The organism is Bacteroides sp. 4_1_36, from assembly GCF_003466325.1.
Lineage (GTDB): Bacteria > Bacteroidota > Bacteroidia > Bacteroidales > Bacteroidaceae > Bacteroides > Bacteroides uniformis.
This window is the reverse complement of the sequence record NZ_QSOX01000002.1, coordinates 314-26,682: the sequence shown is the minus strand read 5'-3', so window position 1 is coordinate 26,682 and position 26,369 is coordinate 314. Positions and strand designations below refer to the sequence as shown.

General features: G+C 48.9%; 21 protein-coding genes. 8 read left to right on the top strand and 13 right to left on the bottom strand.

Annotated elements, in window-relative coordinates; translation table 11 throughout:
* Window positions 1-95: 95 nt before the first annotated feature.
* The 4 genes from DXD65_RS02915 to DXD65_RS02895 all read left to right on the top strand — a co-directional run bounded on the left by DXD65_RS02915 (window position 96) and on the right by DXD65_RS02895 (window position 5,106).
* A complete protein-coding gene (locus tag DXD65_RS02915; protein ID WP_117720977.1) occupies window positions 96-1,607 on the top strand; it encodes a UxaA family hydrolase in 1,512 nt (503 codons plus the stop codon).
* Window positions 1,608-1,849: 242 nt separating this feature from the next.
* Entirely contained in the window at window positions 1,850-3,160 is a 1,311-nt protein-coding gene (locus DXD65_RS02905; protein ID WP_022401188.1) for a Na+/H+ antiporter NhaC family protein, read from the top strand.
* Between the two features lie 176 nt (window positions 3,161-3,336).
* On the top strand, window positions 3,337-3,885 hold the full coding sequence (locus tag DXD65_RS02900; RefSeq protein WP_005837359.1) for a 30S ribosomal protein S16: 549 nt from the start codon (window positions 3,337-3,339) through the stop codon (window positions 3,883-3,885).
* A 123-nt stretch (window positions 3,886-4,008) separates the two neighbouring features.
* The gene (locus DXD65_RS02895; protein ID WP_005827423.1) at window positions 4,009-5,106 is read left to right on the top strand and encodes a TlpA disulfide reductase family protein; all 1,098 of its coding nucleotides are present in this window, start codon (window positions 4,009-4,011) and stop codon (window positions 5,104-5,106) included.
* 155 nt (window positions 5,107-5,261) lie between these two features.
* Here the strand turns inward: DXD65_RS02895 and DXD65_RS02890 are convergent, their stop codons facing one another.
* Entirely contained in the window at window positions 5,262-6,233 is a 972-nt protein-coding gene (locus tag DXD65_RS02890; protein ID WP_005827419.1) for a hypothetical protein, read from the bottom strand.
* A gap of 419 nt (window positions 6,234-6,652) precedes the next feature.
* On the opposite strand from DXD65_RS02890, the gene DXD65_RS02885 reads away from it, so the two are divergent.
* Together DXD65_RS02885 and nrdG are read left to right on the top strand one after the other, a co-directional pair.
* Window positions 6,653-8,860, top strand: coding sequence for an anaerobic ribonucleoside triphosphate reductase (locus tag DXD65_RS02885; RefSeq protein ID WP_035448722.1), 2,208 nt, complete (start codon window positions 6,653-6,655; stop codon window positions 8,858-8,860).
* Between the two features lie 137 nt (window positions 8,861-8,997).
* Entirely contained in the window at window positions 8,998-9,504 is a 507-nt protein-coding gene (gene nrdG, locus DXD65_RS02880; RefSeq protein WP_005827412.1) for an anaerobic ribonucleoside-triphosphate reductase activating protein, read from the top strand.
* Window positions 9,505-9,668: 164 nt separating this feature from the next.
* Here nrdG and DXD65_RS02875 read toward each other — a convergent pair whose 3' ends face one another.
* On the bottom strand, window positions 9,669-11,015 hold the full coding sequence (locus tag DXD65_RS02875; RefSeq protein ID WP_005827410.1) for a threonine/serine exporter ThrE family protein: 1,347 nt from the start codon (window positions 11,013-11,015) through the stop codon (window positions 9,669-9,671).
* Between the two features lie 111 nt (window positions 11,016-11,126).
* Here DXD65_RS02875 and DXD65_RS02870 point away from each other — a divergent pair, with 111 nt between their 5' ends.
* Window positions 11,127-11,849: a DUF6064 family protein gene (locus DXD65_RS02870; RefSeq protein WP_005837362.1), complete on the top strand. Its 723-nt coding sequence runs from the start codon at window positions 11,127-11,129 to the stop codon at window positions 11,847-11,849.
* A gap of 28 nt (window positions 11,850-11,877) precedes the next feature.
* Here the strand turns inward: DXD65_RS02870 and gpmA are convergent, their stop codons facing one another.
* Window positions 11,878-12,624 (bottom strand): 2,3-diphosphoglycerate-dependent phosphoglycerate mutase, encoded by a 747-nt coding sequence (gene gpmA, locus DXD65_RS02865; protein ID WP_005827407.1) that lies wholly within the window; start codon window positions 12,622-12,624, stop codon window positions 11,878-11,880.
* 36 nt (window positions 12,625-12,660) lie between these two features.
* The gene (locus tag DXD65_RS02860) at window positions 12,661-12,957 is read right to left on the bottom strand and encodes a hypothetical protein (protein ID WP_005837364.1); all 297 of its coding nucleotides are present in this window, start codon (window positions 12,955-12,957) and stop codon (window positions 12,661-12,663) included.
* A 243-nt stretch (window positions 12,958-13,200) separates the two neighbouring features.
* Between DXD65_RS02860 and fldA the strand changes: the two genes are divergently transcribed.
* A complete protein-coding gene (gene fldA, locus DXD65_RS02855; protein ID WP_008664319.1) occupies window positions 13,201-13,707 on the top strand; it encodes a flavodoxin FldA in 507 nt (168 codons plus the stop codon).
* A gap of 124 nt (window positions 13,708-13,831) precedes the next feature.
* On the opposite strand, the gene DXD65_RS02850 is transcribed toward fldA, so the two are convergent.
* The 9 genes from DXD65_RS02850 to DXD65_RS02805 all read right to left on the bottom strand — a co-directional run bounded on the left by DXD65_RS02850 (window position 13,832) and on the right by DXD65_RS02805 (window position 26,072).
* Window positions 13,832-16,396: a glycosyltransferase family 1 protein gene (locus tag DXD65_RS02850; RefSeq protein WP_005827401.1), complete on the bottom strand. Its 2,565-nt coding sequence runs from the start codon at window positions 16,394-16,396 to the stop codon at window positions 13,832-13,834.
* A 30-nt stretch (window positions 16,397-16,426) separates the two neighbouring features.
* Window positions 16,427-18,088, bottom strand: coding sequence for a glycogen/starch synthase (locus tag DXD65_RS02845; protein ID WP_005827398.1), 1,662 nt, complete (start codon window positions 18,086-18,088; stop codon window positions 16,427-16,429).
* Window positions 18,089-18,383: 295 nt separating this feature from the next.
* On the bottom strand, window positions 18,384-18,803 hold the full coding sequence (locus DXD65_RS02835) for an ATPase (protein ID WP_005827396.1): 420 nt from the start codon (window positions 18,801-18,803) through the stop codon (window positions 18,384-18,386).
* A gap of 33 nt (window positions 18,804-18,836) precedes the next feature.
* Window positions 18,837-20,663: a V-type ATP synthase subunit I gene (locus tag DXD65_RS02830; protein WP_008664313.1), complete on the bottom strand. Its 1,827-nt coding sequence runs from the start codon at window positions 20,661-20,663 to the stop codon at window positions 18,837-18,839.
* Window positions 20,660-21,265 carry a V-type ATP synthase subunit D gene (locus tag DXD65_RS02825; RefSeq protein WP_005827391.1) on the bottom strand — a complete coding sequence of 202 codons (606 nt, stop codon included), beginning with the start codon at window positions 21,263-21,265 and terminating at the stop codon, window positions 20,660-20,662. The genes DXD65_RS02830 and DXD65_RS02825 overlap by 4 nt, the downstream gene beginning before the upstream one ends.
* 120 nt (window positions 21,266-21,385) lie before the next feature.
* Entirely contained in the window at window positions 21,386-22,711 is a 1,326-nt protein-coding gene (locus DXD65_RS02820) for a V-type ATP synthase subunit B (protein WP_005827389.1), read from the bottom strand.
* A gap of 140 nt (window positions 22,712-22,851) precedes the next feature.
* Complete coding sequence (locus DXD65_RS02815) at window positions 22,852-24,606, bottom strand: V-type ATP synthase subunit A (RefSeq protein ID WP_057254275.1); 1,755 nt, start codon at window positions 24,604-24,606, stop codon at window positions 22,852-22,854.
* A gap of 19 nt (window positions 24,607-24,625) precedes the next feature.
* Window positions 24,626-25,465, bottom strand: a complete 840-nt coding sequence (locus DXD65_RS02810; RefSeq protein WP_005837370.1) for a DUF2764 domain-containing protein — start codon at window positions 25,463-25,465, stop codon at window positions 24,626-24,628.
* 16 nt (window positions 25,466-25,481) lie between these two features.
* A complete protein-coding gene (locus DXD65_RS02805) occupies window positions 25,482-26,072 on the bottom strand; it encodes a hypothetical protein (RefSeq protein ID WP_005827382.1) in 591 nt (196 codons plus the stop codon).
* Window positions 26,073-26,369 lie beyond the last annotated feature (297 nt).

Below are 26,369 nucleotides of genomic sequence, written 5' to 3'. Positions count from 1 at the left end.
CTACAATGTACAATTCGGCCATGCGGAAGGGGACTAATACTAATGCAGCGCAGCCAAATTGTACATTGTAGATGGTAAATGGAAAATTTTAAAAGATGGAGGCAAAGTACCTGAAAATCAACCCTGCCGACAATGTTGCAGTGGCTATCACAGCACTCCCGGCCGGTGAAAAACTCACGGTGGACGGAAAGGAAATCACTCTGAACGAGGATGTTCCTGCCGGACACAAATTTGCACTGAAAGATTTTGCGGAAAGCGAAAACGTCATTAAATACGGATACCCCATCGGCCACGCCCGGAAAGCGCAGAAGCAGGGGGACTGGATGAATGAAAACAATATCAAGACCAACTTGTCCGGGTTGCTGGAATACACATACAACCCCGTCAACGTAGACCTCAATACTACAACTCTAAACCTCAATACCGGCGCGCCAAACCTGACCTTTAGAGGGTACAAACGTAAGAACGGTGACGTAGGTGTACGCAACGAGATATGGATTATTCCGACAGTGGGCTGCGTGAACGGAATCATCAACCAGCTTGCCGAAGGCCTGCGCCGCGAAACGGGCGGAAAGGGCGTGGATGCCATCATGGCTTATCCCCATAACTACGGCTGCTCCCAGTTGGGCGACGACCACGAGAATACAAAGAAAATCCTCCGCGACATGGTACTGCATCCCAATGCGGGAGCCGTACTCGTGGTAGGCTTGGGGTGCGAGAATAATCAGCCGGATGTGTTCCGCGAATTCCTGGGAGACTATGACCAGGAGCGCGTAAAGTTTATGGTGACCCAGAAAGTGGGTGATGAATACGAAGAAGGAATGGAACTGCTACGCGAACTTTATGCCAAAGCCATCCAGGACCAGCGCGAGGATATTCCCTTAAGCGAACTGCGCGTAGGCCTGAAGTGTGGCGGTTCGGACGGTTTCTCCGGTATCACCGCCAATCCGCTACTGGGCATGTTCTCCGACTTCCTCGTAGCACAAGGCGGCACCAGCGTACTGACGGAAGTGCCGGAAATGTTCGGCGCAGAAACCATACTGATGAACCGCTGCCGCACCAAAGAGCTGTTTGAGGACACGGTGAAGCTGATTAATGACTTCAAGGAATATTTCCTCTCACACGGTGAACCGGTAGGTGAAAACCCGTCTCCGGGAAATAAGGCGGGAGGCATCTCGACATTGGAGGACAAAGCCTTGGGATGCACACAGAAATGTGGCACGAGCTACGTGGAAGGGGTACTTCCGTATGGCGAACGCCTGAAAGTAAAGGGACTGAACCTACTGTCTGCTCCGGGAAACGACCTTGTAGCCGCCACTGCCCTTGCCTCTTGCGGATGCCACATGGTGCTGTTCACCACAGGACGCGGAACGCCCTTCGGAACCTATGTGCCGACCATGAAGATTTCCACCAACTCCACTTTGGCAAAGAACAAGCCGGGCTGGATAGACTTCAACGCCGGAGTTATCGTCGAGAACGAACCGATGGAGAAAACCTGCGAACGCTTCATCGAGTATATCATCAAAGTAGCAAGCGGCGAATTCGTGAACAACGAAAAGAAAGGCTACAAGGAAATAGCCATCTTCAAGACCGGAGTAACTTTGTAAGGTGAAAATTGAAAGGTGAAAGGTGAAAATTAAAGGCTGATATATGGAGGGCGGGACAAAACCATTTTGTCCCGCCCTTTGTTTTTTATACCTTTGCAGCAAAATTGGCTTATATATTTACGATTTGACGATTTACGATGTACGATTGAAGTTTGTATTGTACAACAACCATTCTACGATTTCAAGAGTTATATCAATCGTAAATCGTCAAATCGTAAATCCCCAATCGTAAATCGTAAATTATGTCAGCAACAACCGATACAATCTCCAAACCCAAAGGCGGCTGGTGGGCACTCAGCCCGTTGGCGGTGTTCCTTTGCCTCTACCTGGTGACCTCGCTCCTGGTGAACGACTTCTATAAAGTCCCCATCACGGTAGCCTTCCTCGCCTCGTCCTGCTATGCCATCGCCATCACGCGCGGCCTGAATCTGGAACAGCGCATCTATCAGTTTTCCGTAGGCGCCAGCAACAAGAACATCATGCTGATGGTATGGATATTCATCCTTGCAGGAGCATTCGCCCAAAGCGCCAAGCAGATGGGCGCCATTGATGCGACCGTAAATCTGACCCTACATATACTGCCGGACAACCTGCTGCTGGCGGGCATCTTCATTGCAGCCTGCTTCATCTCCCTCTCGATAGGAACAAGCGTAGGAACTATCGTCGCACTGACTCCTGTAGCCGTGGGGCTGGCGGAAAAGACGGGCATCGACCTGCCCTACATGGTTGCCATCGTGGTGGGAGGCTCGTTCTTCGGAGACAATCTTTCCTTCATATCCGACACCACCATTGCATCGACCAAGACGCAGGACTGCGTGATGAGGGACAAGTTCCGCGTCAACTTTATGATTGTGGTACCGGCAGCACTTATCATACTGGGCATCTATATCTTTCAAGGACTGTCCGTCTCTGCCCCACCACAAGTACAGACCATCGAGTGGATAAAAGTAATCCCCTACCTCATCGTACTGGGTACGGCCGTAGCAGGCGTCAATGTCATGCTGGTACTGCTGCTGGGCATCCTCTCTACTGGAATTATCGGTATCTATACCGGCACCGCCTTCTTCGACTGGTTCGGAGCCATGGGAACGGGCATCACCGGCATGGGCGAGCTCATCATCATCACCCTGCTGGCCGGAGGCATGCTCGAAACCATCCGCTACAACGGCGGCATCGACTTCATCATCTCCCGGCTGACCCGCCACGTCAGCGGCAAGCGGGGAGCCGAATTCAGCATCGCTGCCCTGGTCAGCATCGCCAATCTCTGTACCGCCAACAACACCATTGCCATCATCACCACCGGCCCCATAGCCAAGGACATCGCCCTCCGCTTCCACCTGGACCGCCGGAAAACAGCCAGCATACTGGACACCTTCTCATGCCTCGTGCAAGGAATCATCCCCTACGGAGCGCAAATGCTGATAGCCTCCGGACTTGCCGGCATTTCACCCATCAGCATCATCGGAAACCTGTATTACCCCTTCTGCATGGGAACATGCGCCATACTCGCCATTCTGCTGAGATACCCCAGGAAATACTCGGGAGAAGGATGAGTGACAAGTGATGAGTTATGGGTGACGTTGTGTGAACATTTAAAAAAAAACACCCCTCGTGCCAACAAATAACTCATAACTCATAACTCAAAACTCAAAATCTTTTCTTACCTTTGCACTCGCTATTACGAGATAGTAGCATAATTCAAATCATTAACTAAAAACATTTTAATTAAATGGCAACAAAAATCAGATTGCAAAGACATGGACGTAAAAGCTACGCTTTCTACTCTATCGTTATTGCAGACGTAAGAGCACCACGTGATGGTAAATTTATTGAGAAGATTGGTACTTACAATCCTAACACCAATCCTGCCACAGTAGATTTGAAGTTCGACCGCGCACTTGACTGGGTGTTGAAGGGTGCACAACCTACTGACACAGTTCGTAACATCCTCTCTCGCGAAGGTGTTTACATGAAGAAGCACTTGCTGGGCGGTGTAGCGAAAGGCGCATTCGGCGAAGCTGAAGCTGATGCTAAGTTCGAAGCCTGGAAGAACAACAAACAAAGCGGTTTGGCTGCTCTGAAGGCTAAGGAAGACGAAGCTAAGAAAGCTGAAGCAAAAGCACGTCTGGAAGCTGAAAAGAAGATAAACGAAGAAAAAGCAAAAGCACTGGCTGAAAAGAAAGCTGCTGAAGCTGCTGCAAAAGCCGCTGCCGAAGCACCGGCCGAAGAGGCCCCTGCCGAAGAAGCCCCTGCTGCTGAAGAAGCTGCTGCCGAATAATAGTAAGCACAGCGTTATCGCTAAAAATGGGATTAAAACTATAAAAATCCTCTCCGGTTCATATCGGAGGGGATTTTTTATTACTATATTTGCAGCTATAATCATTCATTAAAAAAACAAACAATGAAAAAGTTTACTTATCTGCTCGCTGTAGCCGCTGTATTTACAGCTTGTAACAGTGGAAACAACGGTTACACCGTAACCGGAACTGTAGAGGGTGCAGCCGACGGCGACACCGTATATCTGGAAACCGTGGAAGGACGCCAATTCGTAAAATTGGACTCTGCTGTCATCAAAGATGGAACATTTACCTTCAAGGGTACACAAGATACTGCTGTCAACCGCTACATCTCCTACAAAGCCGAAGGAAAAGACGGCGCAGCCATCGACTTCTTCCTGGAAAACGGCAAGATTAAAATCAACTTGTCGCAGGAAAACAACTCTGCCACCGGTACTGCCAACAATGATGCCTACCAGGAAATCAGAGCCCAAATCAACGGTCTGAACAAACAAATGATGAGCATCTACGAATCCATGTCGGACACCACACTGACCGACGAACAACGCGAGGCTAAAGGCAAAGAGATGGAAAATCTGGAAAACAGCATGATATCCGCCATCAAAGCCGGCATCAACAAGAACATCACCAACCCGGTGGGTGTACTCCTGCTGAAGCAGAACTACTACTACATGGATGTAGCAGACCTCGACCCGCTGATGCCCCAAATCCCTGCAGCTTACGACAACGACGAAGCCATCGTCAAGATAAAGAACAACGTTGAAAAGATGAAAGCCACTGCCGTAGGCCAGAAGTTTACAGACTTCGAGATGCAGACGCCGGAAGGAAAAACGGTAAAACTGTCCGACTACGTAGGCAAGGGCAAAGTTGTCCTTGTTGACTTCTGGGCAAGCTGGTGCGGCCCCTGCCGTCGCGAGATGCCCAACCTGGTGGAAGCTTACGCCAAATATAAGAACAAGAACTTCGAGATTGTAGGCGTATCTCTGGACCAGAGTGCTGACGCATGGAAAGAAGCCATCAAGAAGCTGAACATCACGTGGCCGCAAATGTCCGACCTGAAATACTGGAACTGCGAAGGCGCACAGCTTTATGCCGTAAGCAGCATCCCCCACACTGTGTTGATTGACGGTGAAGGAACTATCCTTGCACGCGGACTGCACGGTGACGAGCTTCAGGAAAAGATAGCCGAAGCTGTCAAATAATAAACCGGACACACCGGAGACTAAAAGAGGAGTGCCACACTTCGTCAATCGAAATGCCACACTTCACGAGGCCCAATCAATGGCATTTGCCTCTGTGAAGTGTGGCATTTCCCTTGCTGAAGTGTGGCATTCGGAATGATGGAATGCGGCGTTTTTCAAGAGAAGATACGCGCAGCCATTTCCATCCCCAACCTTACGGTTTCCCACTGTTTCTCCTCATCGGCCTCCGAAGGCGAAAGAAGCGCATTGGCATCCGGCAGACATAAAGTGAAACGTTTCAAAGGAATATAGTTCAATACACTTTCGGTTTTTGCCTGCAATTCATCCAATTCGTCTTCCTGAGGATAATGGGACAGCACGAAACCGAACACCGCTTCCTTCTCGTGTATGAACCAGAGCAGACGGTTACGGTCGCACGCGCCACAGTCGTAATTCAGGAAATAAGCATCGGCCCCATGCAGTTGCACCAGCATGTCCGTCGGTGCATGGAATGCAACATACATCCCTGCAGGACGCTCACGCAAAACCCGGTTGTTGAGCCGGATGGTATCTTCCATTATCACCGAATGTACCCCGTCGAACTGGACGTAGCGGCAGCCTGCATCATAAAGTTTGGTAAGCAAAAATTTGTAGCAGGAAGCAATATCATCCGTCAAAAGCCGGATGTCGGAGTAAACGGTTTCTATCTGAGTCCGCTCCACACGTTGAATAATCTGGGTCATAACCTCTGCCGGCGAAGGGATATGCTGTTTTTTCATCACCCCTCCGTCCACAATGGAATCAAGAAATGCGAATTCTTCCAGAATAGGATGCCGTAGCAAACTGAGCCGTCCTGTAATCTCCAAAGGAGAGCCTTCGGAGAAAGGCCGGCCGTCTTTGGAACAAATACCCTCCCAGCTTTCCAAAAAATCGCGACTTCGGAAACCACCATCGGAAACAACCTTCATGCCTCCCAGCTCCAGCCGTTCCACCAGACTGCGCACTTCCGCATCTTCAACAGCCTGCAATATCTGCCGGCTCACCTGCCCGTTCTGATATTGCTCGCGGACATCCTTCAATGCACGAGGTACACAAAAAGCCCCAGCTATATCAATTTTAAACGGAGGAAATACATTTGCCATGTTCATCCTTTCTTTGATTATTATAATAATGATACTTTTGCCCCAATACCATGAGCAGCAAAGCAATACAATCGAATGGCAACAAGAAGTATTATCAAGGACTAAAAACCTTAAATAAACCAATTCGTTGCAAATATAACTAAAAAAATCGAAGATTCACAATCTGCCCAAAAGATTTATCTTCATTTGACACTTCGAAATCAGATGATGTTTATGTATGCAATAATAGTCAGTAATGAATAACTTTAAAAGTTATTTTTCATTAGAAGTTTTCCACTTTAAACAATTACATCATTAACAATCAATAGATTAACACTTTTTAAACCACAAAAAGTTTTCCAAAAAGCAAAACCTATCAATAACTATAATATCTTTGTTTCCGCAATTAAACTAAAAAAGACAGTCACATTTAAGCATAAAAGGTTATGATACAGACAGTACTCAAGCGCGACGGGCGCGTCGTCGGATTCAACGAAGAAAAAATAGCAACGGCCATCCGCAAAGCCATGTTGCATACAGACAAGGGGGAAGACCTGCAACTGATACACCAGATTACGGACCGCATCTCTTTCAAGGGAGATTCGCAGATGACGGTGGAAGCCATCCAGGATTTGGTGGAAGTGGAGCTGATGAAGAGCAGCCGCAAGGACGTTGCCCAGAAATACATCGCTTACCGCAACCAGCGAAGCATTGCCCGCAAAGCAAAGACGCGCGACATGTTCCTGGAAATCATCAACATCAAGTCCAACGACATCACACGCGAAAATGCCAACATGAATGCCGATACCCCGGCGGGCATGATGATGAAGTTTGCCAGCGAAACCACCAAGCCTTTTGTGGACGACTATCTGCTGAGTGAAGAAGTGCTGGATGCCGTCACCCAGAACTATCTGCACATCCATGACAAGGATTATTATCCCACCAAGAGCCTGACATGCGTGCAACATCCGCTGGACCATATTCTGAAATACGGCTTCTCTGCCGGACACGGCGAATCGCGCCCGGCCAAACGCATCGAGACTGCCAGTATCCTGGGATGCATCTCGCTGGAAACAGCCCAAAACGAGATGCACGGCGGACAAGCCATCCCTGCATTCGATTTCTACCTTGCCCCCTACGTGCGCAACAGCTTCATCGAGGAAGTCAAGAACCTGGAAGAACTGAATGGAAAAGACTATTCCCATCTCTATCAGAAGGAACTGGCCGACTATCTGCTACAGCCGTTGGACGGACTGACGGGCGAGGACCGCATCGTACAGCATGCCGTCAACAAGACCGTATCGCGCGTGCACCAGTCCATGGAGGCGTTTATCCATAACATGAACACCATCCACTCACGCGGCGGCAACCAAGTGGTGTTCAGCTCCATCAACTACGGCACAGACACCTCTGCCGAGGGGCGCTGCATCATCCGCGAGCTGCTGAAAAGCACCTATCAAGGGGTAGGAAACGGAGAAACCGCCATCTTCCCCATCCAGATATGGAAAAAGAAACGGGGTGTGAGCTACCTGCCTGAAGACCGCAACTACGACCTCTACCAACTGGCCTGCAAGGTGACGGCACGGCGTTTCTTCCCGAACTTCCTGAACCTGGACGCCACCTTCAACCAAAGCGAGGACTGGAAAGCCGATGACCCGAAACGCTACCAGCATGAAGTTGCCACCATGGGATGCCGCACCCGTGTATTCGAAAACCGTTTCGGACCGAAGACCTCCATCGGACGCGGCAACATCTCTTTCTCTACCATCAACATCGTCCGTCTGGGCATTGAGTGCATGAACATCGAAGACAAGGAACAGCGCATCGCCCGGTTCTTTGCCAAGCTGGATAGTATGCTCGAAGTGACCGCACGCCAGCTGCACGAGCGCATGGAGTTTCAAAAGACCGCCTTCGCCAAGCAGTTCCCGCTACTGATGTCTGCCTTGTGGATAGGCAGCGAGAAGCTGAAACCGAACGATACGATTGCTTCCGTCATCAACCAGGGAACACTGGGAATCGGTTTCATCGGGTTGGCAGAATGTCTCGTGGCATTGCTCGGAAAACATCACGGCGAATCTGGCGAAGCCCAGGAGCTGGGACTGAAAATCGTGACCTACATGCGCGACCGTGCCAACCAGTTCTCGGAGCAATACCAGCACAACTACAGCGTGCTTGCCACTCCTGCCGAAGGGCTGTCGGGCAAGTTCACCCGCATCGACCGTAAAAAGTTCGGCACGCTGCCGGGCATCACAGACCGTGACTACTACACCAACTCCAACCACGTGCCCGTATACTACAAATGCAGCGCCCGCCACAAAGCGGAAGTGGAGGCTCCTTATCATGAACTGACCCGCGGCGGACACATCTTCTATGTGGAGATAGACGGTGACGCCACCCACAATCCGGAAGTCATTATGCGTGTAGTGGACATGATGGACCGATACAACATCGGCTACGGTTCGGTAAACCACAACCGTAACCGCTGTCTGGAGTGCGGCCACGAAAACTCCACCCCAAACCTGGAAGAATGCCCGAAGTGCGGCAGCAAGCATATCGACAAGCTGCAACGCATCACCGGCTACCTGGTGGGGACAACCGACCGCTGGAACAATGCCAAGCTGGCAGAGTTGAACGACAGGGTCGTTCATAATTAAAAATTGAAAATTAAAAATTAAAGGGCTGCGCAGTGCAAAGCGGAGCTTCATTTTTAATGGTTGACGTTTAATTTTTAATGATTAATGTTCAGCTTCCTACCTGCGATGTTTAATTTTTAATTATTAATTCCCTACTCATGCTTTCTATTCTCGACATTTTAGAAGATACCACAGTAGACGGTCCGGGCTTCCGGACCGCCATTTATGCTGCCGGATGCCCCAACGGTTGTCCCGGTTGCCACAATCCGGAGTCGTGGGACATCAACCGCGGGCACTGGATGAGTACGGAAGAGATTCTGGAAAAAGTCCTTGCCGACAACTTTGCAGACGTCACCTTCAGTGGTGGAGACCCGATGTTCCAGCCGGAAGGATTCACCCAACTGGCACATGCCATCAAGGAGCGGAGCCGGAAAAACATCTGGTGCTATACGGGCTATACTTTCGAAAAACTACTGCGCAACCCGCGCCAAGCCCAACTGCTGAAGTACATCGACGTACTGGTGGACGGCAAATTCAAGAAAGAACTGAGGGATGAGGAACTCTATTTCCGGGGAAGCCGCAACCAGCGTCTGATTGACGTACAAACATCCCTGCAAAAAGGCGAAACCGTCATTTACCACTATAATCCGAAAAAGGGCATTTAAAAAAGAAGAGAAGTTTTCAAAAATATATGAGCACTTTTATAATGTTATAATATCAGGCGCGAATTACACGGAATAACACGGATTCAATAAACAAAATCCGTGAAATCCGCGTAATCCGCGCCTAAAAGAAAGTGTTAAGAGTTTTTTGACACCCTCCACCTATATCACCATTCTATAAATTTCCCTCTTTCCCTGCGCTTCTGCAGCTCCTCCTGAAGAAAGCGCTGCCTATCCTTGGCAATATACCGGCGGGCAAAGATATTGGGCACCGCCACTCCCAGCGCTATGCAGAGAATAATCAGTGAAGCCGTGATGCCGTTGGAAACAACCGCCGTCACCTCGCCTACCACACCGTGCATATTGATAAGCCCGAAAAGTGCACGATACATCAGCACTCCCGGAATCATCGGGATGACAGAAGGAATCGTCAGCACATGATTGGGAACATGGAACCAATGCACTGCCTTCACGGCTATCAGGCTGACAACCATGCTGCCCATGAACGAACCTATCACCGGTCCGTAACCCAATTCGAAATTGACAAAGTTACGCGTACAAACGGCAATGATACCGCCCACCGCAACAACCCACAACAAGCGCCGCTGTATGTTGAATATCATGGAAAATCCCATGGCAGCTATCGCCGCCGCAATGGCATACACCAGATAACTGTCATGAGGCACCATACTCAATTCGCTGAACTTCTTGTCAATCACGACATCCTCCACCGTCAGCAGGCGCATGGCTATTACAATGCCGAAGGCCATTGCACAGACCATCAGCACCGTATTCACAGCCCGCACAATGCCCACCTGGATATAATTGTCAATCATATCATCCACAAAGTTTATCAGCGGCACCCCCGGAACGATGAACAGTGCACACGCCAACAACGGATGATAGGGAGTTTCCGAGAGCCCGGCAAACGAAGACACATAGGCCAGACAGGTAGAAATCAATGCGGCAATGGCAATACTCATATAGTGATTGATGCCGAACTCCATGCAACGGGCACGGACGCGGAAGCCGGCAAAAGCGCAGATAGAGGTAAACAGAAACGCCATCCAGTCACCACCGAACAGTTTACAGAAACCTCCGCAGGCAAAGCCGGCACCGATGGCAACAACGTATGGCACATAGTTCCGCTTCTTGTTTTTGATTCTTTCCAGTTCCTCCTCATACTGGTCGAGGGAATAGTCATTCTCAATAGCCCGCCAGGACAGTTTGCTGATTTCGGAAATGGCAGTCATGTTGATGCCATGCTTTTCACATTTCTGGAATTTGGAGAACGAATGCAGGCCGTCGCTCACATTCACCACCAGCATGGTATAACTTACGTCGATGTGGAGCTTTTCTTCCGGCAGCCCCAGATAGGCGGCAACACGGTTCAGGTTACGAACAACACGGTTCGTATCAGCCGCACTCTCCACCAGCAGCTGTCCGGTACGAAGCAATAAATCGAGTTTCCTGCGCAGCAGGGCAATCTCTTGTTCAGTCAAAGTCTTATCCATGAATCTTTTTACCTATTTTTTGGAGGCACAAAGATAGGCAAAATGTAGAAAACGATTTCATTCTTTCGGCAGAAAACTCTACCTTTGCAGCCGTTTTTTTAATGGACACAAATGGAAATATTCTGGAATACTATCGCACAATACAACGAGGCCACCTGGTGGACACAGCTCCTCATCACCGCAGCAGGTATCCTGCTCACCACGCAACTCTACCGGAAACCGACCTTATGGGCAAAACGCTCCATGAAAATCTACATGGTATTTCTGAACGGGTGGATATCCATCGTGTACTACATGATGTATTGCGGAGCGCGCGGACACCACCATATACTCGCCATCTTCTGGGGAGTGATTGCAGTGTTGTGGCTATGGGATTTGTTTACCGGCTACACTCCGTTCGAGCGCAACCCGAAATACAAGGTACTGGTGGGGGTACTCTATGCAATGCCTTTCCTCTACCCGCTCCTTTCGTGGGCACGCGGAATGGAATTTCCCATGATGACCACCACCGTGATGCCCTGCTCGGTAGCAGTTTTCACCATCGGGCTGCTGCTGGCTTTCTCGCGCAGGGTCAACCTGCTCGTCATTCTGTTCCTTTGCCACTGGGCGCTCATCGCCTTTTCCAAAGTCTACATCTACAAGATTCCCGAAGACCTGCTACTGGCAAGCGCCACTGTGCCTGCCATCTATCTGTTCTTCAAGAACTACTTTGAACAGAACTTGCACAAGGAAACCAAGCTGGGCGCACGGCTCATGAACTGGTTCCTTATCCTCATCTGTATAGTGGTCGGGGTACTGCTCAGCATGACGCTGCTCCATGGGATGAGAGGATAAAGAAATAGCGCGCTTCCGCGCGCCAAAATCATTTCTTCTTTCCCTGATTGGCCACAGCCTCCATCAATTTCTTTATCTCCTCGGGGTCACCCAAGAAATAGTCTTTCGTCAAGTTCAGCTCATCGTCAAACTCAAAGACGTAGGGCACCGCCGTAGGCAGGTTCAGATGCACAATTTCATCGTCCGAAATATGCTTCAGATGCTTGATAATACCCCGCAGGCTATTGCCATGAGCCACTACCAGCAATTCGTCGGCCGTCTTCAGATTCGGGAAGATGACACATTTCCAGTAAGGCATGATACGCTCAATCGTATCTTTCAACGACTCCGTACGGGGCAGTTCGGCATCGGGCACTTCTTGATAACGGTCCTCAAAACGCGGATTACGCGGGTCATCCTCGGCCAATGCATGCGGAGCCACATCAAAGCTCCGGCGCCATACCAACACCTGCTCGTCACCGTACTTGGCAGCCGTCTCTGCCTTGTTCAGCCCTTGCAACTGGCCGTAGTGTTTCTCATTCAACCTCCACGATTTCTCCACCGGAATCCAGTCCTGGTCGAGGCGGTCCAGCACACAATCCAGTGTCTTCACGGCACGCTTCAGATAGGAAGTATACGCCTTCTTGAAGCGGAATCCCTTTTCTGCCAGCAGCTCACCCGCCCTTACAGCTTCAGCAACGCCTTTCTCTGTCAAATCAACATCCGTCCACCCCGTGAAGCGGTTTTCCTTATTCCATGCACTCTCGCCGTGGCGAAGCAAAACAATCTTTTTCATATAGTCTCCTTTCAGTTTTACCTATAGAACACCCGGCTACCTCCTCTTGTTCATGCAATAGCGGACCACATATACCAAAAGTATCAGAAACGCCACCCACACCATGCTGATGACCGGCAGGTAGCGGTTATACAAATATTCCCCTTCCTTCGGGACACGGTTGAAAGTACAGATTATGCAATTACAGCACGCATCGAGTGCATCATGCGAGAATACCGAAAAAACAATGATAGCCACCCCCGCAAGAAGCATCATCAAAGTCCCCCACACCAGCCACTTACCAGCCACGGAAGGATGGAATTGCGAATGAGTGGAATGTACGAATCTAACCATAAACACTTGTCTATTATTACCGGTACAAATGTCCTTCATTTTTAACAATCCGGCAATACCTACTTTTCATCAAAAAGAGAGTCTGCCATCCCAATTAGTAGGTAGCCGCGACCTCTATAAACCACGCCACAAGCTAACCCGAAATGGGGAGCGGCACAACACTAAAAGCCCTACATGTAGGTATTTCACGTTCTCCGGCAAAGCCTTTACTTTGCAGCAAACAATTTAATCACTTTATTTACAATGAAAAAGACTGGTGTTTTTTATGGTTCCAGTACCGGAACCTGCGAAGAGTTGGCTAACCAGATAGCCGAAAAGTTGGGAGTTTCCTCCACCGACGTACATAGTGTTGACAAGATGACCGCCGATAAAATCAAGGAATATGAAGTGCTGGTTCTAGGTACCTCCACTTGGGGAGACGGCGAACTGCAGGACGACTGGTATGACGGTGTAAAAGTACTGAAGAGCGCCGACCTTTCCATGAAGTTCGTAGCCCTATTCGGTTGCGGTGACTCCGAATCCTACTGCGACACATTCTGCGACGGCATCGGAGTACTCTACGAGGACCTGAAGGATAGCGGATGTACCTTCTTGGGCAACAAAGTCAGCACGGACGGGTATTCCTTCTCCTCTTCCATCGCCGTGGTAGACGGTGCATTCGTAGGACTTCCCCTCGACGAAGTGAACGAAAGTAACAAAACCGCCGAACGCATTGACGCCTGGACAGCCGAAATAAAAAGCAAGCTCTAGAAAAGAAACAGACCATCCGTTTACTTTAAACGGATGGTCTGCCTGCATCATGCAGATGATATCTTTTATCTGAACAGATAATGTGTTCTGCCATATCCGCAGGCACATTATCTTTTTTATGCTCTTATACGAACCAGCGAACGTAGCAGAAGTCCTGACGGTGAGGCAGGTCTGCATTCTTCGGGAACATACGGTAAGAAACCTTGAAGCTACCCGCATTTTCCATCTTGTGCTTAGCTTGGAAAGTATAAAGGTTACCTTCTTTCTTCACTACATTGAACGGTTCTACGGAGTAAACATGCTGTTTGCCATCCTGAGCCGTATAAGTAGTCACCAGTTCCAGACCGATAGCATCGTTCAAGCCCTTCTCGTCGATAACATAAGTAATGGTGTATTCCTTACCGCTCTCGATGGAGCCTTTCACCAGGTCTTCGGTCTTTTCGCAAGACACCACTTCAATGCTGTCCCACTTCTCGGCAACTTCTTCCTTCCAAGCAGCTATTTCCTTAGCCTTGGCACAACCGTCGGCAGCCAGCATCTTGAAACGTTTGGCCTCCTTGATGTAGAACTTGTCGTAATAGTCGTCCAGCTGACGCTTCATTGTATAGTGGGGAGCAATCTGTGCGATGGAGTTCTTGATAGTCTTCACCCAACCTTCAGAATATCCCTTCTTGTTGCGTGCATAGAACAACGGCAGAATTTCTTGCTCAAGAATGCTGTAGATAGTAGCGGCATCGAGCTGGTCCTGATGTTCCTGGTTCTGGTAAGTACGCTTTTCGGTCAATGCCCAACCGGCACCTTCACGATAGCCTTCCAACCACCAGCCGTCGAGTACGGAGAAGTTTACAACACCGTTCATCAACGCCTTTTCGCCGGAAGTACCGGATGCTTCGAGCGGACGTGTCGGAGTGTTCAGCCAGATATCCACACCTGAAACGAGGCGACGTGCCAACTGCATGTCATAATTTTCCAGGAAGATAATCTTGCCCAGGAACTCCGGACGACGGGAAATCTCAATGATTCTCTTAATCAAGCCCTGGCCGGCACCATCGTGCGGGTGAGCCTTACCGGTAAAGAGGAACTGTACCGGATAGTCGGGGTTGTTCACAATCTTGGCCAGACGGTCGAGGTCGGTGAACAGCAAGTGTGCACGCTTGTAGGTAGCGAAACGGCGTCCGAAACCTATCAGCAGAGCGTTCGGATTGATTTTGTCCAGCAGGGAAACGATGCGTGAAGGGTCACCCTGGTTCTTCAACCAAGTTTCACGGTATTGCTTGCGAACATAGTCAATCAGTTTGTTCTTCATCACCATGCGCGTCTTCCAGATTTCTTCGTCGGACACGTTATAGATAGCCTCCCAAATCTTGGGGTTGGACTGGTCGTAGAGGAAGTTCTCATCAAAATGCGCAGCATAGAGATGTTTCCACTCCGTAGCGCTCCAAGTGGGGAAGTGTACACCGTTGGTAACGTAGCCCACATGGCTTTCTTCGGGGAAGTAACCCTTCCAGATGGAAGCGAACATCTCCTGGGAAACCTTTCCGTGCAGCCAGCTCACACCGTTCACCTCCTGAGAAGTGTTGCAAGCGAATACAGACATACAGAAACGTTCACCCTTGTCGCCCGGATTGTTACGTCCGAGGTCCATCAGGTCGTCCCAGCTGATACCCATTCTTGAAGGATAGCCGCCCATGTACTTGCCGAAAAGGCCTTCGTCGAAGTAGTCGTGACCGGCAGGAACCGGAGTATGTACAGTATAGAGAGAAGAAGCACGTACCAGCTCGATAGCCTGGTCGTAAGTCAGACCTTCGGCCACGTAGTCACAGATGCGCTGTACGTTGATTAAAGCAGCATGTCCTTCGTTGCAGTGATAGATATCTTTCTTGATGCCCAGCTTCTTCAGCGTCAGAATACCACCGATACCGAGCAGGATTTCCTGCTTCAAGCGGTTTTCCCAGTCACCGCCATACAGCTGGTGAGTGATGGAACGGTCGAACTCGCTGTTCATTTCATTGTCAGTATCAAGCAGATAGAGAGAGATACGTCCAACGTTCACTCTCCACACATAAGCATGCACGTAGTAGTCCAGATAAGGAACATCCACTACCATCTGCTCGCCCTTCTCATCCAATACACGGTCGATGGGCAACTGGCCAAAGTTCTGTGCCTCGTAATTGGCAATCTGCTGGCCGTCCATAGACAATGTTTGTGTAAAGTAACCGTAGCGGTACAGGAAACCGATTGCACACAAGTCGGCGTTGCTATCGGAAGCTTCTTTCAGGTAGTCACCGGCAAGTACACCCAGACCGCCGGAATATATCTTAAGTACATGGCTCAAACCATACTCCATACTGAAATAAGCCACGGACGGGCGCTTGCTGTCAGGCTTCACATCCATGTATGTGCGGAACTTGGAGTATACGTCATCCATTCTGCGCAGAATAACTTTGTCATTTGCGAGTGCCTCGAGTTTAGCATAACTCATACGTTCCAGCAGAAGTACGGGGTTCTGTCCCACTTCTTTCCAGAGAGCAGGGTCAAGGTCTCTGAACAGTTCGGTGGCTTCATAATTCCATGCCCACCAGATGTTATGTGCCAGTTCAGACAGTTTCTCCAGTTCGGCGGGAATGTGCGATTTCACATTCACATCTTTCCAGTTAGGAGTGTTTACATTACTAACTTTAATCTTCATTGTATGATAACTAATTGATTAATAATTCTTTTATTTTAGTTGACGCTTCATGGCATTGCGCAGTGCAATGTCGTAAGCCTCGTAATAATATTGTATAAAGTGCTTCCACAAAGCCTGCTCTGCCACCTGGCCTGCACGCTTGCGTATTTCCTTGATTTCGGCTTCCGTCTTGGTAGAGAACAAGGCTACGGTGTCCTTGATGCCGTCTGCCACTTCGGAATAGTTATAGTCCGAACGGTGCAGCACTTCCACTCCGTCGTTTATGCCATGCTGGTTTTTCAGGCTGTTCACCCAAAGTCCGAAACCGGCAAGGTCGGTGGTGATGGTAGGCACCCGGAAAGCCACGCTCTCCAGCGGGGTATATCCCCACGGTTCATAATAGGACGGATAGACACTGAGGTCCTCGCCTAAAATCAAGTCATAATAATGCTTGTTGAGGATGCCATCGTGACCATCCTGATAGCAAGGTACAAAAATTACTTTCACCTTATCTTCGGGACGATTGCCCATACCGAGGTATTTCAGCATATCCAGCACCTGGTCGTGCGTCATATTGTGCAGCCAGTGGGTGATGAAAGGACACTGCAACGGTTCGGTGAACTTATCTTTGCTCTTCAAGCGCTTCTGCAAGTCCTCGCGGGGGTCTCCCACCCAGCTGGGCACGTTGACAAACGCCAATACTTTCTTCTTTAAATCTTTATCGCGGTTCAGCCGGTTCAATGATTCCAGGAACACATCGATACCCTTATTTTTGAACTCATAGCGTCCGCTGGTACCGATAATCAGCGTATCGTCGCCCAAGTCCTCACCCAGCAGGCAGTTTGCCACACGCAGCATGGTGGAACGGGCACGTTTGCGCTTGCCGGTAAAGGTGGCGCCTTTCGGTACAAAATCATCTTCAAAACCGTTCATCAGCACAACATCCGCAGGCTTGTCAAGCAATTCCCTGCATTCGTTGTTTGTGATTTCGCTCACAGTGGTGAAACAGTCCACATAGTGGGCCGTCTGCTTTTCAATGGAATGTTTGGACTGCATGTTCAGCTCCTCCGCCATCTGGTCGCCGTTGTAGGCGAAAAGATAATCGTAAAGCGGCTTGTTGTTGCCAGCTATGGAGCGGCCGATGGACGTGGCATGGGTGGTGAAGATAGTCCCTATCTCGGGAACGGCAGACTGAAGATAGAGGGCGGCCATGCCGGTCATCCACTCGTGTGCCTGGAACACCACTTTGTCCGTTTCCGTCAAATTATAGCGATAGAAGCTCTCTATCACCTTGCCGGTAGCGAAAGCAAACATGGATGCTTCGTCATAATCACCATATCCATGCAGTGAATCCACCTGATAGCGGTTCCACATTTCTGTATAAATCTCATTTTTTTCTGCAAAGAACGGTTGGAAATCAACCAATATAACAATAGGTTCTCCCGGAATGTTCCAGCGACCTACGCGGACGGAAAGATTGTCTTTCAACGCTGCATGTTTTTTCCACGCTGCACAAAGGTTATCAGACTCAATGAACAAAGGGTTCTCTTTTCCCTGCCAGAAATCCGGCCCTATAAAGAATAATCTATCGCGAAATTTAGTCTGTAAAGTATTTGCCCTTGTAGACAAAACTGTATAGATACCGCCTACTTTATTACACACTTCCCAACTCGCTTCGAAGATGTAATCGGGGGTAAGTAGTTCTTTAGTCATATTATGTTATAATCTCTTTATCTTAATTACGGCTGCAAAAGTACGTATTATTCTTTGAAAAATAGCCTTTTAATCGAAAAAACTGATTAAATATGCATAAACAATCGTTTGCGGAATGTCATAGTTTAGCCACAAAAGCCCCATTGGCTCGCCCATCCATGCATTTTTCGTCTAAAATTCCCGAAGTTTCAAAAAAGAATTCCCGGAGTTTTCAGTTGAAGCCCCAGGAATTTAAACAAAAAACCCCAGGGATTTCAATTGTAAATCCCTGGGGTTTATTTTCTTATAATCCGGATTATACCATCAATGCAGCTACCAGCGCCAAAATAGCATAGAATTCAGGAAGCGCGGCGTAAATCATTGTATTGGTCTGTACGTCGTGTCCCTGGGAAATACCCACAATACCGCTAGCACAAATCTGTCCCTGACGGATAGCGGAGAACAGACATACCAGTCCGACACCCAATCCGATGCCCAGCATCAAAGGACCGTCTGTCGCAAAATCCCTGCCCATAGACATCAGGAAAGCCACGAAGCCGTAAAGTCCCTGCGTAGCCGGAAGGGCCGACAAAATCATATAACTTGCTGACTTGGAAGGGTCTTTCTTCAACGCACCTTCTGCCGCACTACCGGCGATAGTTGTACCGAAGCAACTGCCAATTCCTGCAAGGGCCAACATCAGGCCCAGACCGAGATAACCTAAAATTTCATTCATAATGTTTCTATTTTTATTTGTTTTTTAATTTGTTTATTTCTTTACTACTGTAAAAGGTTTATAGGCTTCGCCCTTACCTTCGTAACCGGAATTCTTGAAGTATTCCACAAATGTCAGACGGAGCGGGTGTACAAAGGCACTCAGACAAGACATGGCAATGTTCAGCGTATGCCCGAATATCAGTATCAGACCGCAGAACAGCCATCCCAGGGCCGGACCTGCAGCATCGTTCACCATGAAGGCAAGCTGGTTGAACACGCCTCCAAGCATACCGCCTGCCAAGCCGAGGGCATAGAGACGGATGTAGGAAAGTATATCGCCCATCAATCCGGTTGCCATGTTATAGGTATCCCATACTCCGGCACCGATGTTGACAAATACATTCCGGTGGATATTGTTCAGCAGGTAGATACCGATGGCAGAAACACCGCCAATCACGATAAATGCCCACGTAGACACGTCTTCCGAAATTATTTTGAAGAAGGAAAGTCCGCCGGTGCAGATAAATCCCACCACCAGCAACAGCCATCCCCAAGCACTGAGCGACTCCTTGAAGCCGAAACGAACGGTCTGTCCCACGGCCTTCACCGTCATGGCAATGCAGATGTGCACCGCACCGATAATCAACGCCAGCAGCATTTGCTTGTCATAGGTAGTCTCACCTATCTTACCCACAATCATGAATTCCTTCAGTTTGGCGGGTATCTCCAGGTCAAAGAGGCTTACACCGAAGAAGGTTCCCAATATGGCACCGATGACGGACGTAAATATACCCAACGTAATCACCAGGTTCATCATGCCTTTCATGGACTTGGACATCTTCCTTTTCAAAATGAACCCGAGTGCAATCAGTACCAGACCGTAGCCCGCATCTCCCATACAGAAAGCAAAGAAGAGCGAGAAGAATGGCGCAAGTATCGGTGTCGGGTCGAACTCGGCATATTCGGGCATACCGTACATTTTGGTAAGCACTTCGTACATGCGTGTATAGGCGTTGTTTTTCAGCTTGATGGGAGCATTGTCCTCGCGCTTGGCAGCCCTTATCTCATAATAAGTGCCGCTTTCATCGAGAAGTTTCCTCACATCCGCCTCGCAGTCTTCGGGAATCCAGCCTTCCATCAACACTACGGCACCTTCTGCCATATGTTCGCTGTTCAGCTTGACTTTCAGCAGGTCTATCTCTTCCTGGAGCTGTAGGTTGTACTTCTCCAACGTGCAGTAATTCGCTTTGCAGAATTCTTTCAATCCGGCATGTGCCTGCACAAGGGCCTCTTCCGTATCGGCTTTCTTCCGGCTCAGTTCGGAGAGGCTGAGTGAAGGCAGACGGAGCGGTTCCACATCCAGTTCTACCGGTTGGGGGGTGACGGTCACGAAATAAAGATGTCCGCCGTTCTCTTTCACCACGATGGCATTGTAGTCCTCTGCCCACGCTTCGTTATAGTCTTTCTCCGGGCAGGTATAGAACTGCACGAACCAACCAGCATCTTCCAGCTTGCGGATGGCTCTCCAATCGAAATCGCCCCAGACTTCCATCTGCGCCACATCCTTGTCGATGGCGGGAATCTGCTGGTTCAAGTCTTGTATCCGCGCCTGCAAGTCCTCGTAGAATTTCACCAGAGCATCGGCCGACAACTCTTTATGCACCTTTTCTTCCGGCTGTTTGTCTGCCAGGGTGTGCATGCTCTGAAGCATATTCTTGTAGAGCGTACGCTTCTGCATGAATTGCTGCAAGGTGTCGTCCATCTCGCCGCACTGCCTTTCCACAACGTGCACCACGCCCAGTTCCCGGATTTGTGCCAGAAATGCTTCGTACTCCTTATGATACACAAGGAACGTGAGCTTCTTCATTTTCGTAATCATGCCTCTGCCTCCTTCCTTTTCTCCTGATGGGATTTCATGATTTTCTGCGATGACTTGGAAAGGTTCTCCTCGTCTTCCATAAACCGCTTGATTTTGCGCAGAGCATCCTGATAACCCGGAATCTGTACTTTCTCAAAAAGATTCACCTTCTGGGTGGTCTTTTTACGCGCATGTTCCAACAAGTTCAACTTGGCAACAGTAAATTCACGCTCGATGGCAGTATGTGCCAGTGACTTAAGCAAATGCAGCCCGTCTGCATACCATTTGGGCGCATTGAACAAGCTGTAAGGGCGTATCTCGAAATCTACATTCTCGAGCAACGGCACCCGTACACCGGCAATCTTCTTTACACCGAGATGAACATCGCTGACCTTTATCAATGAAGCGTCGAACTCATTCCAAAGGGCGAACATGGCTTCGTAAGCTTGGATTTCCTTTTCCAACCTCGCGTCCAACGCGGCAGCGTCTCCCTTGCAGCGCTTCACTTCCATACGCAGGGCACTCTCCTTATTCTTAATAATGGGGAGTGTACGCACGCGCACCTTCAGTTGCTTTTCGAGTTGCTGAAGCGAGGTTTTGTTATATTGAAACTTAATAGCCATTTTATTTACGATTTAACGATTTACGATTAGACGACTGAAGCTACTCAATTTCTCAATTTACAGATTTACAATTTCAGTAATATCAATCGTAAACCGTAAATCGTCTAATCGTACATTTATTTAGTTTGCTTTCGGCCAGAACTGGTCCACAAGCTCTTTCTTGATATTCACCTCTTCCGGACGGAAATACTTGCCGAACAGACTCCATGCCACATCGAGCATCTCTGTGGTATCGAGGTTGACATCGATGGCCAGTAGCTGGTTGGAGTAGTCCTTGGCAAAGGCAAGGGTACGTTCGTCGTAGTTCGTCAGGTCGAAACCGTTTTCAAGCTTGGTTTTGGCGTTGGCGGCATCGGCGTACAGACGTACGGCGGCATTCATCACCTGCGGATGGTCCTTACGTGTCTTTTTGCCCGTAACAAGCTGTTTCAGACGGGACAAGGAACGGAACGGGTCAACGATAACCTTACCGATGTCGCTGTCACGACGGAGGAACAACTGGCCTTCCGTGATATAACCCGTATTGTCGGGCACGGCATGCGTAATGTCGCCACCGGACAGAGTCGTCACCGCAATAATCGTGATGGAACCGCCGCTTGGGAACTGCACCGCCTTTTCGTATATCTTCGCCAAGTCCGAATAAAGGGATCCCGGCATGGAGTCCTTCGAAGGAATCTGGTCCATACGGTTGGATACGATGGCGAGCGCATCGGCGTAGGAAGTCATATCCGTCAGCAGCACCAGCACCTTTTCATTATTGTTTACAGCAAAATACTCGGCCGCCGTCAGTGCCATATCCGGAATCAGCAGACGCTCTACCGGAGGATTCTCGGTGGTATTCATAAAGCTGACGATACGGTCGAGCGCACCGGCATTGGAGAATACGTTCTTGAAGTAAAGGTAATCATCGTTCGTCATACCCATACCGCCAAGGATAATCTTGTCAGTCTCCGCACGCAGAGCCACATTCGCCATCACCTGGTTGAAGGGCTGGTCGGGGTCGGCAAAGAACGGAATCTTCTGTCCGGACACCAGCGTATTGTTCAAGTCGATACCTGCAATACCGGTTGCAATCAGTTCCGAGGGCTGCTTACGGCGCACCGGATTCACGGATGGACCGCCAATTTCCACCTCCTCGCCTTCAATGGCCGGACCACCGTCGATGGGGTCGCCAAAGGCGTTGAAGAAGCGTCCGGCAAGCTGCTCGCTCACTTTGATTGTAGGAGCCTTGCCCAAGAATACTACCTCTGCATTGGTGGGAATACCTTCCGTACCCTCAAACACCTGCAAAGTCACTTCGTCGCCGGCAATCTTCACCACCTGGGCCAGCTTGCCGTTTACGGTCGCCAACTCGTCATACCCCACTCCGGTTGCCTTCAGCGAACACGTAGCTTTCGTAATCTGAGTAATCTTGGTATATATTTTTTGAAATGCTTTTGTTGCCATCTATTTATTTACAATTTAGCAATTTACTATTTACTATTTAAATCTCTGCCATCCTATTCTACTATTTTCCTATCTACAACCTCCGTACACCTGCATCCGCAAGGCAAATAGTAAATTGTAAATAGTCACATAGTACATCCTTAGGCTTTACGTTCCTCAACCAGTTCCTGCAACTGCTTATGGAACTTGTCGTATTCTTCCGACTTAAACTTCGAGTAGTTCATCTGCTTACAGATGTTAATCATTTTCTTGAAGTAATCCATTACTTCGTTGAAGTTGTCGAACTCAAATTCTGTATGACAGATTTCTATTACCATATTCAGAATCTCCTCCTGACGCTCCATCGGGGTCACGGCATCAATTTCATCAAAGGCATCCTGCTGCAGAATAACGAAGTCAATCAATTCCGATTTCCAGAAAGTCACGTGATACTCTACGGGCACACCGTCGTCACCCAAGATGTTGATTTGCTCGGCAATCTCCTTACCACGCTGCAAACGGGTCTTGATTTCATTCACCTTGCCAATCCACTCACCGTTGATGTGCTTGGTGATATACTCTTCAAATTCAGGGTATTCTATATATTTGGAATACGAGTCAATCGGGTTTACGGCAGGATAACGCTTCTTGTCGGCACGGTCTTGCTCAAGGGCATAGAAGCAGCGTGCCACCTTCTTCGTATTCTCGGTTACCGGCTCCTTCAAGTTACCACCGGCAGGCGATACCGTACCGATGAAAGTAATGGAACCGGACTCGCCGTTGTTCAGCTTCACATAACCCGCACGGCCGTAGAAGTTGGAGATGATGGAGGACAAGTCCATCGGGAAGGCATCGGGACCGGGCAACTCCTCCATACGGTTGGACATCTCGCGCAATGCCTGCGCCCAACGTGAAGTGGAGTCCGCCATCAGCAGTACCTTCAATCCCATGCTTCGGTAGTATTCTGCAATCGTCATAGCCGTGTAGACAGATGCCTCACGGGCAGCCACCGGCATGTTCGAAGTATTGGCAATGATAATCGTACGTTCCATCAGCTTCCGTCCCGTATGCGGGTCAACCAATTCGGGGAATTCTGTAAAGATTTCCACAACCTCGTTGGCACGCTCACCGCAGGCAGCGATGATTACGATGTCCGCTTCCGCTTGTTTTGAAATGGCATGCTGAAGCACCGTTTTTCCAGTACCGAACGGACCGGGGATAAAACCCGTACCACCTTCCACAATCGGGTTTACGGTGTCGATTACACGCACACCGGTTTCCAGCAATTTGAAAGGACGCGGTTTTTCCTTATAGTTGGTCATGGCGCGCTTCACGGGCCATTTCTGTATCATGTTCACCCGGATGTCATTACCTTCGCTATCCGTCAGCACTGCAATGGTATCCTCAATGCTGTAATCACCTTCCTTTGCAATTGATTTCACGGTGCACACACCTTTCTGTTCAAAAGGCACCATGATTTTCAGAGGTTGGAAGTTTTCGTCCACTTGTCCCAGCCAGGCAGCGGCTTCCACTTGGTCGCCCACCTTTGCCAAAGGCACAAAATGCCATTTGCTTCCTTTATCCAGCGGATAGGTATATTGCCCGCGTTTCAAGAAAACACCGTCCATCTTATCGAGGTTGTTTTGCAGACCGTCGTAGTTTTTCGAAAGCATACCGGGCCCCAGTGTTACTTCGAGCATATGTCCGGTAAACGCAGCTTCGGCCCCCACTTTCAGTCCGCGGGTACTCTCAAATACCTGCACGTAGACCTGGGTACCTACTACCTTAATCACCTCCGCCATCAACTTGTCTCCTCCGGTCGAGATATAACAAATCTCATTCTGCGCTACCGGTCCGTCGACGACGAGGGTCACCATGTTGGCTATTACGCCACTAACAGTTCCTTTTGTTGCCATATATTTTTAGTTGTTTATTTTATCTGAATTCTGCGGGTATCTGCACCTCGTCTTTCAAGGCAGCGATAATGCTGCGGAACAGTTGGTTACCCTTCTCTTTATCCAACGAAATCCACCGTTCTATCATCTCCAGCTGTAGCAGGAAGACAAACAGACGTTCCACGGTAAAGTAATCGAAGAATGTGGCCTCCTCCATCCAGTCCCAGCGAAGCTGGTCCAGTTTCTTTTCCCGGTCCACCAGTTCCTCCGTCTCACTGATTTTCACCAGCTGCTCCAGATAATCCACCTCAGTACCCAGACCGAAGTCACGGGCATTGGAAGTACGCAGAGCCTCGCACACTTCCGTATCACCCACAATCAGCGGAGCAATGTCCAGCTTGAACTTACGTGCTGTGAGCGCCACCAATATATTATTGAGAGTGAGGTTGAAGCCAAACCAGGAAGACACAAACTGATTCCTGGATTCCATAGCATAGGCGTAATAGAGCGCTGCCAGGCGGTCTTCATACAAGAAACCGTCCTCGGCAGGCAGGCTGAAGTATTCGGAAATGAACGTAGAGAGATAAGATGGGAATACACTGTCAGAGACTTCGTCGCCATCCTTCAGTTGTGAGATATATTCCACCAGTTCCTCCGACGAATAGTTTCCGCGCGGGTCGATGGCAGCATCCTTATCCTTCAATAGTTTCAAGACATTCGCATTATCGAATTTCAGATAAAACAAATCTATCAACTTTTTATCATCTTCCGACAAGGCAGGATATAGTTCCGTCTTGAAATCGGCTACTGTATAGCTCAGTTTACTGTCTTCCAGAGTAAGTTCAGGCAAACCGGCTACCAAGTAATAGTATTTACTCATAATCCTGTGGGAGTTTTTAGAACAGCATTTCCACTAATTGCGGACGCAGGAATTCCTTGAAGTAATTCATAAATTCTTCTTCGCCAAAGTTCACCTTGTACGAACCATCGGCAGGCGATACGGAGAACAAGGTTTTGATGCCATTCACTTGCTCAATCTTCACACCCTTGTCCAGCAGGTCTTTCGCCTTCGCTGCGAAATATTTTGTCAAGCCTTCCGCATCGGCAGTAGAGATAACGATTGGTTCGTTCACACTCCATTTGGACGCCAATGCAACGATGAAGGCATTAAGATAATCCTTGTTTGCAGCAAATGCCTTTACATCGGCATTCACAATGTTGTCCGTCACCAACGTAGCGATTTCGGACTTCAGAGCATTCACAGCCTGACCGGCAAACAACTTTAATTCAGATTTTGTATTCTCTGCCAGTTCATCGGCAGACTTATGAGCGGTAGCCACGATAGAATCCGCTTCCTTGTGAGCATCCTCTATAATTCTCTTGGCTTCTTCCTGAGCTTTTGCGATAAGTTTCTGTGCCTCTTCGTTTCCTTTCTCTACGCCTTCGCGGTAGATCTTATCGGTCAGCTCTTGAATCTTGTTTTCCATATTTGCAGGAGTTATTATATGATTTATATTACAATATTAATTGCGTGATTTTTTCCCTTCCTATTAGATTCACGCCAAATTTACAAAAATCCATTTGATATTGAATAGAAAGAAAGGAAGAAAAGTTCTTGCTCTTCCAAAAAAAACTCATTTTACACCAACTTTGTTCTGTAATGATAACAAAAGAATGACAAAAGAAGCAGAAAAATACGTATGCAACAACGCATGACAGGGATTAAGGGGAGCAGTTCCGGAGGTATATAAACGAACAAAGCCTCCGTATCCTTATCAGACACG

What these genes read in the sequence shown, in the direction of transcription:
- DXD65_RS02915 (WP_117720977.1), top strand. Translation starts at nt 96, where the DNA reads ATGGAGGCAAAGTACCTGAAAATCAACCCTGCCGACAATGTTGCAGTG.
- DXD65_RS02905 (WP_022401188.1), top strand. Translation starts at nt 1,850, where the DNA reads ATGTCAGCAACAACCGATACAATCTCCAAACCCAAAGGCGGCTGGTGG.
- DXD65_RS02900 (WP_005837359.1), top strand. Translation starts at nt 3,337, where the DNA reads ATGGCAACAAAAATCAGATTGCAAAGACATGGACGTAAAAGCTACGCT.
- DXD65_RS02895 (WP_005827423.1), top strand. Translation starts at nt 4,009, where the DNA reads ATGAAAAAGTTTACTTATCTGCTCGCTGTAGCCGCTGTATTTACAGCT.
- DXD65_RS02890 (WP_005827419.1), bottom strand. Translation starts at nt 6,233, where the DNA reads ATGAACATGGCAAATGTATTTCCTCCGTTTAAAATTGATATAGCTGGG.
- DXD65_RS02885 (WP_035448722.1), top strand. Translation starts at nt 6,653, where the DNA reads ATGATACAGACAGTACTCAAGCGCGACGGGCGCGTCGTCGGATTCAAC.
- nrdG (WP_005827412.1), top strand. Translation starts at nt 8,998, where the DNA reads ATGCTTTCTATTCTCGACATTTTAGAAGATACCACAGTAGACGGTCCG.
- DXD65_RS02875 (WP_005827410.1), bottom strand. Translation starts at nt 11,015, where the DNA reads ATGGATAAGACTTTGACTGAACAAGAGATTGCCCTGCTGCGCAGGAAA.
- DXD65_RS02870 (WP_005837362.1), top strand. Translation starts at nt 11,127, where the DNA reads ATGGAAATATTCTGGAATACTATCGCACAATACAACGAGGCCACCTGG.
- gpmA (WP_005827407.1), bottom strand. Translation starts at nt 12,624, where the DNA reads ATGAAAAAGATTGTTTTGCTTCGCCACGGCGAGAGTGCATGGAATAAG.
- DXD65_RS02860 (WP_005837364.1), bottom strand. Translation starts at nt 12,957, where the DNA reads ATGGTTAGATTCGTACATTCCACTCATTCGCAATTCCATCCTTCCGTG.
- fldA (WP_008664319.1), top strand. Translation starts at nt 13,201, where the DNA reads ATGAAAAAGACTGGTGTTTTTTATGGTTCCAGTACCGGAACCTGCGAA.
- DXD65_RS02850 (WP_005827401.1), bottom strand. Translation starts at nt 16,396, where the DNA reads ATGAAGATTAAAGTTAGTAATGTAAACACTCCTAACTGGAAAGATGTG.
- DXD65_RS02845 (WP_005827398.1), bottom strand. Translation starts at nt 18,088, where the DNA reads ATGACTAAAGAACTACTTACCCCCGATTACATCTTCGAAGCGAGTTGG.
- DXD65_RS02835 (WP_005827396.1), bottom strand. Translation starts at nt 18,803, where the DNA reads ATGAATGAAATTTTAGGTTATCTCGGTCTGGGCCTGATGTTGGCCCTT.
- DXD65_RS02830 (WP_008664313.1), bottom strand. Translation starts at nt 20,663, where the DNA reads ATGATTACGAAAATGAAGAAGCTCACGTTCCTTGTGTATCATAAGGAG.
- DXD65_RS02825 (WP_005827391.1), bottom strand. Translation starts at nt 21,265, where the DNA reads ATGGCTATTAAGTTTCAATATAACAAAACCTCGCTTCAGCAACTCGAA.
- DXD65_RS02820 (WP_005827389.1), bottom strand. Translation starts at nt 22,711, where the DNA reads ATGGCAACAAAAGCATTTCAAAAAATATATACCAAGATTACTCAGATT.
- DXD65_RS02815 (WP_057254275.1), bottom strand. Translation starts at nt 24,606, where the DNA reads ATGGCAACAAAAGGAACTGTTAGTGGCGTAATAGCCAACATGGTGACC.
- DXD65_RS02810 (WP_005837370.1), bottom strand. Translation starts at nt 25,465, where the DNA reads ATGAGTAAATACTATTACTTGGTAGCCGGTTTGCCTGAACTTACTCTG.
- DXD65_RS02805 (WP_005827382.1), bottom strand. Translation starts at nt 26,072, where the DNA reads ATGGAAAACAAGATTCAAGAGCTGACCGATAAGATCTACCGCGAAGGC.